Raw genomic sequence first — 14,625 nt, forward strand, 5'->3', positions numbered from 1 at the left:
TTTTTCTCGACTAAAAATCATGACCCGTATTTTTACTGATTCACTCGGTTTAGTAGCTCCGTACCATTTCTCCACTCGTTCACTATTCTTGAGTGAACTCGCTCTAGCTTAATTTTTCATTACCCCTTTTAGGAAGCTTTATGAGTTTAATTAGCATGCCTTTCGTCGACACTGCGTTCGACACTGGCTTACACGTAGTAGCAGGACTGGTACTGGTTGGTACTGTTTTAGGCGCGTTATATGCGTTTTGGAAGTTCCATGAACTACCTATCCATCACGCAGATAAAAAGAAACATGGTCAAATGGGGTTAGTCACCATTCTCACCTGGATAGGCTTTATCTGGCACTGGGTTTGGGTGCTGGCCGTTATTATCGCTTTTGTCGACACGGAAAAGAGCATACGCCGCATTCGTCATATTTGGCATGACACCGCACCAACTCAAACTACAAAGGCAGGAGAATAACGATGTTAGAGGGTTTAGCTGTTTGGGCTTTGTTTATTTATCTACTTCGCCTTGTTGGGGTGCCTTGGACAAAACCATTTAAAATGTTTGCTTATGGTGGTGGCTCTATCTGGCTTGTATTCGTATGGGTTGGCCTTATTACGTGGGCTCCGATGGATCTATCCGGCGGTTCCGTTGTGCAATCACCACATATTCAATTACGACCAGGTTCAACACGAGTAACGGGCAATATTGAAGCCCTTCACATCTCACCGAACAGTGAAATTAAAAAGGGCCAGTTGATTTACGAGCTCGACGATGACTCATACGTTATCTCCGTTAACAAAGCAGAAGCGCAACTAGCGATTGCTGAAATGGCTCATAAAGCAGCTTTACAAGATATCGATATCGCAAAGACAAACTACCGAGCTTCGCTTGAAGATATTGAGATAATCAAGAACCAGATATCTGCAGCAAAACAAGACCTGACGCTAAAACAACGCACGCTAAAGCGCTATGTCGACCAGAATGCAAAAGTTAAAAAAACGATTACAGAAAGCGTCCTTGATCAACAACGAACAGCCGTTGAAGTTGCAAAGAACCAGCTCACGATCATTGAGTCGCAATATCAGAAGTCAGAAATTACGGCAAATAAAAACCTAAACCTAATCGAGAAATCACAAATTTCCGAGATCAGTAAACAGGCCGATCTTCAAAACAAGAAAGCCGCTCTCGCTCAATCAGAATGGGATTTGGCACAAACAAAGATCTACGCACCAAGCAATGGTTATGTCACCAACTTTATGGCTCGTGAAGGTCAATTTGTTGGTGCTATGCCTCGACTAAAAATGTACAGCGATGAGAAGTTTGTCTTGATGAGAATTAACCATCAAGCATTTAGAAACATCAAAGTTGGCCAAGAAGCCGAGTTTGCTACCGCCATTTACCCGGGTAAAGTATTCAATGCTCACGTAGAAGGAATTGTTGAAGCGACAGGTGAGTCTCAAGGTTCTTTGCTTGCTCGTGAAACCAACGTGCGTGCAACAACAGGAAAGAACGTGATGAACAAGCACCACTTTGTTCGTCTGCGTATTACCGAACCTGAAGGCTACGACATTCCAGTCGGTGCCGTTGGACTAGCTTGGGTTAACGCAGAGAAACCAATTCCATTCTTGAATTTCTTGAATGTCATTCGCGGCATCATCATCCGAATGAAAGCTCAAATTTACTTCATATATAGCATGTAAGACCATGAATACATTTCATAAAATTTGTGATTTTGTAGATATTACGCATCGAAAAAAGAGTCAATTTATTCTACTTTCAGTATTCATTTACCTCATTTCACATTGCGCTAAGTAGTGTACTAACAGCTATATAACCATATTGGAAACTCAGCTACATCAAGGATGATGTGCCTCCCCTATAGGCTGCTGAGTTTCCATCCTTCTTGAAATCCGACTACGCGAGCTGAGCTTTAGGCTAATACTCGTGTCTAATTCATATTATTTCGCGAATTTTGAACATCTGAAATTTATGCAATACGGAAAAAATACTGAATATCTCCAACCACTCCTTCCTTACACTATCTGCAGTTTATTAATCCATGCCCTCAAGGCTAACCTGCAGGAAAAAAAATGAAAAAAACTGCTCTCGCTTTACTTATCTTTTCAAATTTAGCCAATGCTAGTGGTCTATTGCTCCAAGAAGCTGTCACTGCTAATGCTGGTACTGCAGGGGCTGGTGACGGTGTCTATACTGAAACGGCGACTGCTGGCTACACCAACCCTGCAACCATGAGCTACATGGGCGAACAAAAAACAACCATTAACACGATGGCACTGTATCTCCAGATGGACTATACCGATGCATCTAAAGATAGCAGCCTCCTAAACACCCCAGATGGCGATGCAAGTGCAGAAACTTTGATGCCATCGATTGGGATCTTCCATGTACGTCAAGTAACTGAAAGTACACACATCGGAATCAATTTTGGTGCGATTGGCGGCTCTTCTATTGAGTATGGTAATGACTGGGACGGCGCTAACCATTTGGATAAAGCGTTCATGTCGGCACTGCAGTTAAACCCAAATATCAGCTACCAACTGGATGACAACTGGTCGATCGCAGCTGGTATGCAAATAAACTACGGTTTAATTGAAGTTAGTACGACTGGCTTTGAGTCTGATATGGGTACCGATTGGGCATTTGGGTACAATGCAGGAGTAATGTACAAAGCCGAGCAATGGGCTTTAGGTCTTAGTTACCGTTCGAAATTGATTCATGATTTTGATGACATCTCAGCCTCTCTGGTCAATGGTAGCAATGCGATTGTGGGTACTGAACTTGTTGTTCCAGCAATAACTGACATCAGTGCAAGCTACGACCTTAATGCTCAAGTAACTCTATTGTCTTCCATTCAATTCCACCAATGGAGCGAATTCTCAGAGACTCCCGTCTACAACGACACACTAAATTCAGCACCAGCTCTTCCACAAGCAATAGATCGTAACTGGGAAGATGTGTGGAAATTCGCAGTGGGCGTAGATTATCAGCTTAACTCTGACTGGGATCTTAAAGCTGGATTCTCTTACGAAACTTCTCCGCAGGATGACCCAACGAAGCAATGGGTCGACTTACCTGTAGGTGAGCAATACCGTTATTCACTGGGTGCAAGTACATATTGGAACTCAACTCGTGTCGATATTTTCTATGAATACGCAGACTTTGGCACGATGGAAATTGACCGTTCCAGCAAGTCATATACTCAGATTCAAGGTGAATTTGAAGGAAGCATCCACTTCGTTGGTGCAAACTTCACTTTCTAATGTTGCTCGCAGTAACTTCAAACGCTGAACTATCAAGTTCAGCGTTTTGTTATCAATATTAAAAGCGGTAATCAATACCAACCGAGGCGGTCACTTCTTCTGAAGTTTCATCAATGCCTCGCTCATTTTGAACAGAAATCACATCGTATTTAAATTCAAACATGATGTTGAAATCTTTGTCTTTTACTTTGGTTTTGATGCCTTGCAGCCACATTAGGTTAGCAACCTGCATTTCAGCGCCACCGTATGACGAACCAAGATTAATATTAAATACCGAAAAGTGAGTATCGTTCCAAGGGTGTAATGCGTACATGTTAACAGAACCCAAATGCGCTTCTTCGTTGCCCTGCAGAGGAGCGCCTAATCCGTTCAATGTTGAGTACGCATCACCACCATCGACATAGGTATAGTTCAACGAAGGGAAAAACAAGGTGCCATCTTCACTACCTAACGGCAGCATATAACCTGTGGTGTACATGTTCGCTGCGTCTTTTAGTTGGTAAACATCTACATAAACACCACCAAAAGAATCAAAGTGAGCAGCTCTCAATCGCGCATTCTCTGACTGAGTGTAATATTCAGCGAAACCAACCGTCTGAGATATATCACTGGTGAGGCCTGAAGCACCACCACCAGCAAGGAGTTTAAGTTCGCCTTCATCATCTGAAAATACCGCCGCTCTCATGCTGCTGTTTCGAGGGTCAGCATCATGATACTCATGACTGTTTTTTTTAGAATTTTGCTCTGCAAATACCGAAGTTGAAGCCAAAACTAATGCTGTACTAATTAGAGAAAGAGAAGCGATTTTAATATTTTTCATTGTATACACCAAAACTGACACTTAAGAAGATGGTGCCACTATATTTAGATGACTATTTCCACGCTACTTATACGAAAAATAAGCATCACTTATTCCATCGATTAATAATGTTAAGCAGAGGATAGGGATATTATGTACAAAAAATATAATGAACAGGTGAACCTAAATTATCTACGCGTGTTTGATGCTATTTACATTCATAGAAGCACCAAGTTAGCTGCATCGGCATTGGGTATTAGCCAATCGGCGGTTAGCCAAACATTAGCAAAATTACGTGATTACACTGGCGACAAATTATTTTATTCAGCCAATGGTAAGTTACAGTCAACCCATAGAGCAGATGCTATTGGTCTAGGCCTAAATGAGCAACTCGATGCGCTAGACAATCGGATTTTTTCAGAACTTTTTGAAGATCCAAGTGAATTCAATGGTGAACTCACTATCGCAGTATCAAGCGTATTTCTTGAAGCAATGGCTACAGAATTAGCGAGCTCGGTTGTGTTTAACTCATTTCCCAAAGCAAAACTGAATGTCACTACCTGGACAGATCGAACGCTCACCGACATACAAAATGGTGATGTCCATATTGGGTTGAATTTCGGTCCAATTGACACACCAAAATCTATCCGTTCCGTTGCTCTCACCTCTAGTGAACCCATTGTTATCATGAGGAAAAACCACCCATGGTCTGATGGGGATTTTAAATTGGAAGGTTTCAATAAATATCCAACGGGTGGCATTCTGGTTCCCGGGCTCACTGGCTTCAACGCAATACTAGAGCGTCGAGCCCCTGAGTTTTTTAATTTTAAATATCGCTCTGCCAGTATGTCTGTTTTAACATGTCTCGCTGAACATTCTTACATTTTAGCGATTACCGAAACACTCTCTGCCTCAATGTGTCCTAATACGATTGATTGCATCCAACCTGCTTGGTTAAACGAGCTAGCGCCAGATCAAATGAGCCACTCTATTTACTACTTAGAGCGAAATCACAACCACCCTTTATACAGATTCTGTATCAATATTGTACGAACTTCTCTACAAGAGAAATTAGATACGTTAAAACTGAGAACCAAGATAAATACATAGTCATTGGGTATATTTACTGATTAAAAAACTTAAATTATATGATATGAGAATTAATTCTATGTCGAAGAATAAAATTTATAAAAACATATAATGATTATCTTTTAAAAAACCTTTATTGCAGTATTTTTTCGGATCATTATTTATATTRATCCGATTAAGATAACACTCATAGATATAACTAAATTTAGTCACTCACTAATTAAGAGTATAGATTCAATGAAACGTGTAATCGTAACCCTCTCTATCGCGGCTTTGCTTTCGGGCTGCCAGGCAACTCAACGACAAAATGCCACCACCGGTGAAACCGAAACTAACTCAGCAACCAAAGGTGCTTTAGCCGGCATGTTAGCGGGCGCGGCAATCGGTGCTGCGACAGGAAATAGCTCTGACGCTCTGCGCGGTGCGGCTATTGGTGGAGTTGTAGGTGGAGGTGCAGGCTATTACATGGATAAACAGGAACGGGCACTACGTCAACAACTGGTAAGTTCTGGTGTACAGGTTAAACGTATCAACGACAAAGAGCTTCAGCTGGTGATGGAAAATGGCATTGGCTTTGACTCGGGATCATATCATTTGTCATCCGGCATTTACCCAACCTTAAACAGTGTCGCGCTTGTTCTTGGGGAATACCCAGATACACGCTTAGAAATCAAAGGACATACCGATAGCTCCGGCAACGATGCAAGTAACCAAACACTCTCAGAACAGCGCGCACAATCTGTTGGTAACTACCTTATCGGTCAGCAAGTTGCATCTGGTCGTGTCGTAACACAAGGTTACGGTGAGCGTTACCCTGTTTGCGGGAACGACACGAAAGCAGGCCGAGCCTGTAATCGCCGTGTTGAAATCAATATTTTGGCCTTGAATTAATCAATCACCAAAAGGAGCCTTAATATGTTCTTTAACCGTTTTCTCAAACCTTTCCTTGTGATTGGCGGCTTAGTTACAATGTACGCAGGGATTTATGCAATTAACCCTGAAACTGCGCTGCTTGATATGAACAACCTACCCTACGACTCTAACTATGTGTTTTTGTTCAGACACTGGGGAATCATGGTTGGGTTAATGGGATTCTTTATTGCAGCTTCAGCCTACGTACGCCGCTGGAGAGAATCAATCATCCTGTACTCGTTTCTCGAAAAGCTCTTTATGGTGTATCTGTTCGTTTCGAATTTTTTCAATCCAGAAACAGCACACTTGAACGCCAGTTTCATCCCGTTCGCCATTACAGACATCACCATCTGTACCTATACTCTTGGTTACTGGTACGAAAACTACAAGATCAGAAAAAATGTGAGCGCTTAAGCTAAGAAAAGCCTTGTTACTCAAAGACTGTTGTTCAAGCGCTCCACATATTGTCTAGGTGTCAGACCTCGATGTTTCTTAAACATCCGGTTAAAACTCGCGACGTTGGTATAGCCTAGCCTCGTCGCGACTTCTTCTATCGGCACTGAATACATCAAAAGCTCTACAGCCACGTTACTTAACGCATACCCCATAACGGTAGAAAAGTTGACACCTAATTTATGTAATCGACGTTGAAATTGCTGCTCAGATAAACCGAGTAAACTTGATACTTTATGTAGCGTTGGGAGTCCGAAATGGCGACTGTAATTGATCATTTCATAGGCCACCTTATGCTCATCAGCGGCATCGGGCATGTTGAGATAATGATCTAAGTCATGAAAGTTCATCGCCAAGCTCATCTTACCAACTGAAGGGGATTGGTTGATCGACAATCTCAAGTTGCTTGGTATCCAAATCTCAGTTCGTGGTTGTCCCCATTGAATGTTGCACCCAAAGTACTCTTGATAAAGTTGAGTGTTTTCTCGATAACCAGCTATAGACACAGCTGCAGGGGTAAAATCGTCTCCCAAGTAGCGCCTTAATATCTTCATCATAAAGATGGCGACTCGAATAGAATCATGGACTTTGCCCGCCTCGCTATAAGCTGGGTTGTCGTAACACCACTTGATAAATTTTCCAACTTGAGTGCCATAGAGAAAGGCGCCAGATTGCAAACAGTGCAGTCCAATGTTAACTCGGCGTATGCTTGAAGCCAGATCGCGTCCAGAGAAAAACCAATTAGAAAGAGGACCTAACCTTTCAATATCGACTCTATCGGCGAGTTTCAAAATAATATCGGAGTCACCAGTTTGGTGCTGAAGTAAGCCATACCATTTATCCACCTCACTAACAGGAATAAGATTCATCGGATTATTAAATACCGACCTGGGAATGCCTAATTGCTCGACATTCACGAGCTTATTGGTCATCGCATGTTGGTAAATACCCAAAATTCCTAATGCTCTTAAGAAGTTACAATTATTCATTAGCCACCATACTTAGAAGTCACCATTACAGATCAAATCATATTGGCATCATTATTAAAGTAATTGGTAAATTTTCAACCTCTAAATCTGATATCAATCACACTCGGCGCTCAATTTAACCTAGGGTTTATCAATGAGTTTAGTCAGTGTCCCATTTGTCGGAACCGGCGCAGATACCGCACTACACGTAGTGGCAGGCGTTGTGTTAATCGCAACCATCGCTGCTGCATGTTACGGCTTCTGGCGTGTGCATGAATTACCAATCAATAAGGCTCACAGTAAAGAGCATCAACAACTCGGTTTGATCACCGCATTAACATGGATTGGTTTTGTATGGCACTGGGTATGGGTACTAGCCGTTATCTTAGCCTTTGTTGACATGGAAAAAGCCATCATCAATCTAAGAGATACTTGGAAATCACCAGTAGCACCTAGGGACAAAGCAACTTCCGACAAGCAAGATGAGGAGAGCCAAGCATGTTAGAAGGCTTAGCAATTTGGGCACTGTTCATTTACTTACTCAGACTTGTTGGTATGCCTTGGAATAAAGGCACCAAGGCATTTGCATATCTCGGTGGTACATCGTGGTTACTATTTGTATGGGTTGGCCTACTCAACTTCACTCCGATGGATTTATCAGGAGGCTCTGTCGTTCAATCCCCACATATCCAATTACGTCCAGATTCAACTAATGTGTCGGGTAAGACCACCAAAGTCCACATCCACCCGAATCAAGATGTAACTGAAGGACAGCTAATTTATGAAATTGATGACACCAAATATGTCATCGCAAAAGACAAAGCTAGCGTTCAGCTTGAGTCTGCAGAGGTTGCGCTCGATACAGCACGCCAAGAAGTGAGCATTGCTAAAATAAGCTATCAATCGGCACTTGAAGACATCAAGGCTTCAGTCGCGCAGATAGAATCAGCAAAGACAGACTTAGTGCTGCAATCAAAGACGCTTGATCGTTACCAGAAGCAAAACAGTGTCGTAGAGCATACGATTACTGAAACTGACATCGACCAACAAACAGCGAAGGTAGACTTAGCGACACATAACGTCACCACATTAGAATCTCAGCTTAGCAAGAAAGAAGTCGATGCCGAGAATGCGAAATTAAACATCCACAAAGCTGAAACCAATGTGAACAAGAAACAGACTGAGGTCGATTCAGCGAAGGCAACATTAGCGCAAGCTCAGTGGGATCTTAACAGTACCAAAATCACTGCACCAACTGACGGCTTTGTGACGAACTTTATTCTTCGTGAAGGACAGCGTGTTTCGTTAATGCCTCGTATTCAGATGTATACCGAAGAAAAGTACGTACTGATGCGAGTCAATCACCAAGCGATTCGTAATATTAAGGTGGGGCAACCAGCAGAATTTGCAACAGCGGTATACCCGGGGAAAATATTTTCTGCAACGGTTGAGGGTATCGTTGAAGCGACGGGGGAAGCACAAGCGAGCTTGCTAGGTATAGATGAACAGGTACGTGTCACTACTGGTCGAAACGTTCAGAACAAGCACCACTTTGTTCGTTTAAAAATCGACGAAGCAGAAGGCTACGACATTCCAGTTGGTTCTGTCGGGTTAGCGTGGGTAAGCGGTGAGAAGCCGATCGGTTTTATGGCATTCCTAGACGTAATACGCGGAATAATCATTCGGATGAAGTCTCAGTTGTACTTCTTCTACTCTATCTAAACACCTTCATTGGTGAAAAAATACAAAGCCCGTGTGATCAGGTATCACACGGGCTTTCTCGTCACTTAAACCTAAAATGAGAGACTTTAAGCACAAAGAATAGCCAATAGCCAAAGAATTAACTCTTCTTTCAACCATCACCAAATCACCACAAATTGCAAAATGCACTTGCAAAACGCAAAGCAGAAGTACTGAAACGCGAATAAATAGCCCAAATACGCACCACATTGCTATAAAACAACCAATAAACAAGATTATTAGAGTTGGCACACTAACTGCAATGTAACTATTGACCCTTCTTAAGCCGAGGGTCACCTAGCCAACTGACGTTGTTAGTGAACCTATTATTGTTCACGAAATATATAAGCCAATTGCGGTTATTGCGATTGGCTATTTTTTTACCTGCAGTTTGGTCAACCGCTCCCCTTTCGATACAGACACCCATTCAAACGCATAATAATCAACATTCATAGCCAACCCTAAGCAGCAGATACCCAATTCGATATAGAAAACGTTTTCTATTGATTTTTTTGAAATAAATAGAAAAAATAACCCTATGTTATATAAGACAATTAGTGCAATAACTGATTTTTGAGCACCTTTATTGACAAAATTAGCATTGACTACGTGATTTATATCACCATAATGCGCACGTTTGCCTGCAATACGGCGACCGTTAAATTTAATTTTGATCATTTGCGGAGGTAAAAAATGGCTGCTGATAATAACTACAGTCTAGGGCCGGTTCCTACATCGGCTAGGAAAGGAGTCGCTTCACTCACCATGGTAATGCTTGGGCTCACTTTCTTCTCTGCAAGTATGTGGACCGGTGGTTCACTCGGGACAGGCCTTTCATTCAACGATTTCTTCCTCGCCGTTCTCATCGGTAACCTAATTCTCGGTATTTACACTTCTTTTCTTGGCTACATCGGCTCATCTACTGGCCTCTCTACTCACCTTCTAGCTCGTTTCTCTTTCGGTACCAAAGGCTCATGGCTCCCTTCTGCTCTACTTGGCGGTACACAAGTCGGTTGGTTTGGAGTAGGTGTGGCAATGTTCGCGATTCCAGTACAAAAAGCGACTGGCATTGATACCAATACCCTGATTATAGTATCTGGCTTACTAATGACTGGAACCGTGTACTTCGGTATCAAAGCGCTCATGGTGCTTTCGGCGGTCGCCGTTCCTGCCATTGCCATTCTTGGTGGTTACTCAGTATTAACAGCAGTAGATAGCGTTGGCGGCTTAGAGCAGCTACAACTTATCAAACCAGAAACACCAATGGACTTCTCTATGGCCCTAGCAATGGTTGTCGGTTCGTTTGTAAGTGCGGGTACGTTGACTGCCGATTTCGTTCGCTTTGGTAAAAAGCCAGCAAGCGCAGTATTGATTACTATGGTCGCATTCTTTATCGGTAACTCACTGATGTTCATCTTTGGTGCTGCTGGCGCTGCCGCAACAGGCCAAGCTGACATTTCAGACGTCATGATCGCGCAGGGTCTACTTCTTCCAGCTATCATCGTGCTTGGCTTGAATATCTGGACGACCAATGAAAATGCACTTTATGCATCGGGTCTGGGTTTATCTAACATTACAGGCCGCTCAAGTACTACAATGTCTATCATTAACGGCATTATCGGTACGATTTTTGCGCTTTGGTTATACAACAACTTCGTAGGTTGGTTAACCTTTCTTTCGCTGGCAATCCCACCCATTGGTGGCGTAATCATCGCCGACTTCTTCGCGAATCGTAAACGTTACAAAGATTTTGCAAATGCAGAGTTCCAAACCGTTAACTGGGCTGGCATTATCGCGGTAGCAACAGGCGTAGCCGCTGGTCACTTCCTACCTGGCGTTGTTCCTTTAAACGCAGTATTAGGCGGTGCAATCAGTTACCTCGTGCTCAATCCTCTATTGAATAAAAAAGCTCTGAAATCTCAGGCCGCTTAAGGACACACTATGACAACCTTATTAATCAAGAACGCGAAACTTCAAGACCAAGAGGGCTTGAAACAAATCCTGATTGAAAATGGTCAATTTTCTCGCATTCTCGATAATGACGCACAAATTAACCATCAAGGTGACATCCTTGATGCTGAAGGTGGCATTGCAGTATCTCCTTTCTGTGAACCGCATATCCACCTAGATACTACTCAAACAGCTGGAGAACCTAACTGGAACATTTCTGGCACTCTGTTTGAAGGTATTGAGCGTTGGGCTGAGCGTAAAGAACTACTATCAATTGAAGACGTAAAGTCTCGTGCGAAGCAAACACTGAAATGGCAAATTGCTAATGGTGTTCAACACGTTCGTACTCACGTTGACGTGTCTGACCCTACCTTAGTTGCATTAAAAGCGATGGTTGAAGTTCGTGAAGAGATGAAGGAGTGGGTCGACATTCAGATCGTTGCATTCCCTCAAGAAGGCATTCTTTCATACCCTAATGGCAAAGAGTTACTTGAAGAAGCAGTGAAAATCGGAGCTGATGTGATTGGCGCTATCCCACACTTTGAATTCACTCGCGAATACGGTGTTGAATCGCTGCATTATGTATTTGAACTTGCACGTAAATACAACTGCTTGATCGACGTTCACTGTGATGAAATCGACGACGAGCAATCTCGTTTTGTTGAGACACTTGCAGCCCTTGCTCATAAATTTGAAATGGGCGAAAAGGTCACCGCTAGCCACACTACTGCGATGGGTTCATACAACGGTGCTTATGCCTCTCGCCTATTCCGTCTATTGAAGATGTCTGGTATCAACTTTGTTGCGAACCCGTTAGTGAACATTCACTTACAGGGTCGCTTTGATGATTATCCAAAACGTCGTGGCGTGACACGAGTTAAAGAGATGCTAGCGGCAAACATCAATGTATGTTTCGGCCACGATGATGTGTTTGACCCATGGTACCCACTAGGTACAGCGAACATGCTTCAGGTACTACATATGGGGCTGCATGTAACACAAGTGATGGGCTACGACCAAATCAACAACTCGCTTGATCTGATCAGTAATAACTCCGCTCGCACGCTGAACATCCAAGACAACTACGGTATTGAAGAAGGTAAGCCTGGTAGCCTACTGATTCTTCCTGCTGACAATGGCTTTGATGCAGTACGTCGCCAGGTACCAGTGCAGTACTCTGTGCGTCACGGTAAGGTGATTGCAGAGACTCAACCAGCTAGAACAAAAATTAACTTAGATCAGACTGAAGATATCAACTTTAAGCGTTAATATCGTCTATACTAATCATGAAAAGGAGGCTTAGGCTTCCTTTTCAGTTTGTCATGGCGCGTAATTTTATAAAACCATCAGCTATTTTAGGTAGTTTTTGTTAACCAGCACAACATGACAAAAAAACTCGCTGATTTCTCAATCAATGAGTGTACAACAGGAAAGACTGTGTTAACATGCACTCGCTCTGTTAGCCGGAGTTATTTAAGTTAGATGAATAGTAAAAAATGACATGTAAAATCGTTACCCGTTTTTGTAAGTAGTTTTTCCTTATTTCTTAGCAATATTAAATAATTCAATTATCAGCGCATTGCAGTAATGCAATCAACAATTTAGAAAATTTATGAATAAGGGACAAATTATGTCTAACACAAATACTGGCACTGTAAAATGGTTTAACGAAGAGAAAGGTTTCGGTTTCATTTCTCAAGACAACGGCGGTGCTGACGTATTCGTACACTTCCGTGCAATCGCTTCTGAAGGCTTCAAAACTCTGAAAGAAGGCCAAAAGGTTTCTTTCGAAGTTGAAAACGGTCAAAAAGGCCTACAAGCAGCAAACGTTGTTGCTCAATAATTAGCTTTTAGCTAAAAAGAATTTTAAAGCGCTGATTTTTATCGGCGCTTTTTTGTATCTGTCGAAAAGTTTTCGACACTCCCTTTCCGTTGATAACTTCCTCTACCACACTCTTCAATCTCTAGCCCCCTATTTCAAACAACTACACTTTTACTCATCAATTTAGAGCGTCATTTTCTGAAATCATTGCTAAGCTTTAGTGTTGATATTTACATCGCTGATACAAAGTGAATAGCCAAAAATATGTTTAAAGAACAACCCATTAGATCTTACATATGAATACGCAATCGATATTCATAATAAAAATGAGTTATTTATCCAATCCTCATCCATTAATCATATAATTTTTAAAGCAAATACCTGCGAAATCCGCTAACCTTGTCGACAAGTGGCTTTAGTTATTTTGGTATCTGCAGTAAAAATAATGAACAAAGACGAATTTCAGAAATCCACCGCAAATCTAAAAAAAGCGGTGCCTCTTATGATGAAAAACAGGGTGTCTACTACACCTGCAAATTACGCACTTTGGTACACCTATGTCGATAACGCTATCCCACAGCTGACTCAAGACATGGACGGTGTTTTAGAACACTACGGTATTTGCCCTCCAGCCGTTGGTGAGCAGCTATATAACAATTATGTTGCGAGCAAATCCGAAACAAATATCAATGACCTTCGCGCTAATTTGGAACTGTTAGTTTCTGAAGTTTCGAATTCGATGAACGACACCCTGACCGACACCTCTGCATTTTCTGACATGATCGATAAAAGCTTTGAAGATTTAGCTCGTGTTGATAATGAAAGTTTATCGATCGATGAAGTCATGTCTTTGGTTCGTCAACTGGTTTCTGAATCACGTCACATTCGTCACTCCACTCAGTTTTTAAACTCTCAGCTAAACTCTGCAACGTCAGAAATCACCAAGCTTAAAAGCCAGCTGGTAGAAGTTCAGAAAGATGCACTCTTTGATAGCACTACGACACTCTATAACCGACGCTCTTTCGATCGAGATATGGAAACCTTGTGCGAAGCGCAGCAATCTTTGTGTTTGATTCTTCTCGATATCGACCATTTTAAAAACTTCAACGACACCTATGGCCACTTATTTGGCGATATGGTTCTTAAAGGAATTGCTCGTAAGCTGAAGCTAAGTTGCCGAGAAGGTATCTCTGCTTATCGATTTGGCGGTGAGGAGTTCGCACTCATAGTGCCAAACAAGTCTTTGCGTATTGCCCGTCAGCTCGCAGATACCAATCGTCGATCTCTTGAAAAGCTGTCAATTAAAGATCGCCGCAGTGGTGAACAAGTCGGCAGCATCACCGCATCGTTTGGGGTTGCTGAACTTGAACCCGGCGAATCAGCACAATCGTTGATCGAACGTGCAGATAAACTGCTTTACGAAGCAAAATCACTTGGTCGCAATCGAGTCATGCCTCTTTAGCTTTATCACTGACACGACTTAACTAAAGGCAGTGAAGCATTCATCGACATACGTTTAAAAAGAACAACAAAAAGCCCCCAGGACTAACTAGTACGTTAATCTTGGCGGCTTTTGTTCAGCTATAAGTATTGACTTATTACTTACAGGGTTAAGACTCTA

General features: G+C 42.3%; 15 protein-coding genes. 12 read left to right on the plus strand and 3 right to left on the minus strand.

Annotation, left to right across the window (positions count from 1 at the left end; genetic code table 11):
• Positions 1 to 140 precede the first annotated feature (140 nt).
• The 3 genes from L4C44_RS05205 to L4C44_RS05215 all read left to right on the plus strand — a co-directional run bounded on the left by L4C44_RS05205 (position 141) and on the right by L4C44_RS05215 (position 3,271).
• Positions 141 to 464 (plus strand): MFS transporter, encoded by a 324-nt coding sequence (locus tag L4C44_RS05205; RefSeq protein WP_061017572.1) that lies wholly within the window; start codon positions 141 to 143, stop codon positions 462 to 464.
• A 2-nt stretch (positions 465 to 466) separates the two neighbouring features.
• A complete protein-coding gene (locus L4C44_RS05210; protein ID WP_428804538.1) occupies positions 467 to 1,690 on the plus strand; it encodes an HlyD family secretion protein in 1,224 nt (407 codons plus the stop codon).
• Positions 1,691 to 2,080: 390 nt separating this feature from the next.
• On the plus strand, positions 2,081 to 3,271 hold the full coding sequence (locus tag L4C44_RS05215) for an OmpP1/FadL family transporter (protein ID WP_428804539.1): 1,191 nt from the start codon (positions 2,081 to 2,083) through the stop codon (positions 3,269 to 3,271).
• A 58-nt stretch (positions 3,272 to 3,329) separates the two neighbouring features.
• Here L4C44_RS05215 and L4C44_RS05220 read toward each other — a convergent pair whose 3' ends face one another.
• Entirely contained in the window at positions 3,330 to 4,091 is a 762-nt protein-coding gene (locus tag L4C44_RS05220; protein ID WP_372385264.1) for a hypothetical protein, read from the minus strand.
• Between the two features lie 132 nt (positions 4,092 to 4,223).
• Here L4C44_RS05220 and L4C44_RS05225 point away from each other — a divergent pair, with 132 nt between their 5' ends.
• From L4C44_RS05225 to L4C44_RS05235, 3 genes are all read left to right on the plus strand, one after another.
• Entirely contained in the window at positions 4,224 to 5,180 is a 957-nt protein-coding gene (locus tag L4C44_RS05225; RefSeq protein WP_428804540.1) for a LysR family transcriptional regulator, read from the plus strand.
• 216 nt (positions 5,181 to 5,396) lie between these two features.
• Positions 5,397 to 6,050, plus strand: coding sequence for a YiaD family glycine zipper/OmpA-like lipoprotein (locus L4C44_RS05230; protein WP_428804541.1), 654 nt, complete (start codon positions 5,397 to 5,399; stop codon positions 6,048 to 6,050).
• A gap of 24 nt (positions 6,051 to 6,074) precedes the next feature.
• Positions 6,075 to 6,485, plus strand: a complete 411-nt coding sequence (locus tag L4C44_RS05235; RefSeq protein WP_060981647.1) for a hypothetical protein — start codon at positions 6,075 to 6,077, stop codon at positions 6,483 to 6,485.
• A gap of 20 nt (positions 6,486 to 6,505) precedes the next feature.
• Here L4C44_RS05235 and L4C44_RS05240 read toward each other — a convergent pair whose 3' ends face one another.
• Entirely contained in the window at positions 6,506 to 7,513 is a 1,008-nt protein-coding gene (locus L4C44_RS05240; RefSeq protein ID WP_146492748.1) for an AraC family transcriptional regulator, read from the minus strand.
• 133 nt (positions 7,514 to 7,646) lie between these two features.
• Here L4C44_RS05240 and L4C44_RS05245 point away from each other — a divergent pair, with 133 nt between their 5' ends.
• Entirely contained in the window at positions 7,647 to 7,997 is a 351-nt protein-coding gene (locus L4C44_RS05245; protein WP_146492747.1) for an MFS transporter, read from the plus strand.
• Positions 7,991 to 9,214, plus strand: coding sequence for an HlyD family secretion protein (locus tag L4C44_RS05250; RefSeq protein ID WP_146492746.1), 1,224 nt, complete (start codon positions 7,991 to 7,993; stop codon positions 9,212 to 9,214). The genes L4C44_RS05245 and L4C44_RS05250 overlap by 7 nt, the downstream gene beginning before the upstream one ends.
• Positions 9,215 to 9,604: 390 nt before the next feature.
• Here L4C44_RS05250 and L4C44_RS05255 read toward each other — a convergent pair whose 3' ends face one another.
• Entirely contained in the window at positions 9,605 to 9,910 is a 306-nt protein-coding gene (locus L4C44_RS05255; RefSeq protein ID WP_327784453.1) for a hypothetical protein, read from the minus strand.
• Positions 9,911 to 9,925: 15 nt separating this feature from the next.
• On the opposite strand from L4C44_RS05255, the gene codB reads away from it, so the two are divergent.
• The 4 genes from codB (at position 9,926) to L4C44_RS05275 (ending at position 14,466) form a co-directional block, all read left to right on the plus strand.
• Positions 9,926 to 11,164: a cytosine permease gene (codB, locus tag L4C44_RS05260; protein WP_060981651.1), complete on the plus strand. Its 1,239-nt coding sequence runs from the start codon at positions 9,926 to 9,928 to the stop codon at positions 11,162 to 11,164.
• A gap of 9 nt (positions 11,165 to 11,173) precedes the next feature.
• Positions 11,174 to 12,451 carry a cytosine deaminase gene (locus L4C44_RS05265; RefSeq protein ID WP_146492744.1) on the plus strand — a complete coding sequence of 426 codons (1,278 nt, stop codon included), beginning with the start codon at positions 11,174 to 11,176 and terminating at the stop codon, positions 12,449 to 12,451.
• A gap of 361 nt (positions 12,452 to 12,812) precedes the next feature.
• A complete protein-coding gene (cspE, locus tag L4C44_RS05270) occupies positions 12,813 to 13,025 on the plus strand; it encodes a transcription antiterminator/RNA stability regulator CspE (protein ID WP_004730009.1) in 213 nt (70 codons plus the stop codon).
• Between the two features lie 424 nt (positions 13,026 to 13,449).
• On the plus strand, positions 13,450 to 14,466 hold the full coding sequence (locus L4C44_RS05275) for a GGDEF domain-containing protein (RefSeq protein WP_060981653.1): 1,017 nt from the start codon (positions 13,450 to 13,452) through the stop codon (positions 14,464 to 14,466).
• Positions 14,467 to 14,625: the final 159 nt, after the last annotated feature.

The organism is Vibrio satsumensis (genome assembly GCF_050337435.1).
GTDB classification, from domain to species: Bacteria; Pseudomonadota; Gammaproteobacteria; order Enterobacterales; family Vibrionaceae; genus Vibrio; species Vibrio satsumensis.

Coding starts and splice junctions, on each gene's coding strand:
- L4C44_RS05255 (WP_327784453.1), bottom strand. CDS start 9,910: ATGATCAAAATTAAATTTAACGGTCGCCGTATTGCAGGCAAACGTGCG.
- L4C44_RS05250 (WP_146492746.1), top strand. CDS start 7,991: ATGTTAGAAGGCTTAGCAATTTGGGCACTGTTCATTTACTTACTCAGA.
- L4C44_RS05205 (WP_061017572.1), top strand. CDS start 141: ATGAGTTTAATTAGCATGCCTTTCGTCGACACTGCGTTCGACACTGGC.
- L4C44_RS05230 (WP_428804541.1), top strand. CDS start 5,397: ATGAAACGTGTAATCGTAACCCTCTCTATCGCGGCTTTGCTTTCGGGC.
- L4C44_RS05240 (WP_146492748.1), bottom strand. CDS start 7,513: ATGAATAATTGTAACTTCTTAAGAGCATTAGGAATTTTGGGTATTTAC.
- L4C44_RS05275 (WP_060981653.1), top strand. CDS start 13,450: ATGAACAAAGACGAATTTCAGAAATCCACCGCAAATCTAAAAAAAGCG.
- codB (WP_060981651.1), top strand. CDS start 9,926: ATGGCTGCTGATAATAACTACAGTCTAGGGCCGGTTCCTACATCGGCT.
- L4C44_RS05210 (WP_428804538.1), top strand. CDS start 467: ATGTTAGAGGGTTTAGCTGTTTGGGCTTTGTTTATTTATCTACTTCGC.
- L4C44_RS05265 (WP_146492744.1), top strand. CDS start 11,174: ATGACAACCTTATTAATCAAGAACGCGAAACTTCAAGACCAAGAGGGC.
- cspE (WP_004730009.1), top strand. CDS start 12,813: ATGTCTAACACAAATACTGGCACTGTAAAATGGTTTAACGAAGAGAAA.
- L4C44_RS05235 (WP_060981647.1), top strand. CDS start 6,075: ATGTTCTTTAACCGTTTTCTCAAACCTTTCCTTGTGATTGGCGGCTTA.
- L4C44_RS05220 (WP_372385264.1), bottom strand. CDS start 4,091: ATGAAAAATATTAAAATCGCTTCTCTTTCTCTAATTAGTACAGCATTA.
- L4C44_RS05225 (WP_428804540.1), top strand. CDS start 4,224: ATGTACAAAAAATATAATGAACAGGTGAACCTAAATTATCTACGCGTG.
- L4C44_RS05215 (WP_428804539.1), top strand. CDS start 2,081: ATGAAAAAAACTGCTCTCGCTTTACTTATCTTTTCAAATTTAGCCAAT.
- L4C44_RS05245 (WP_146492747.1), top strand. CDS start 7,647: ATGAGTTTAGTCAGTGTCCCATTTGTCGGAACCGGCGCAGATACCGCA.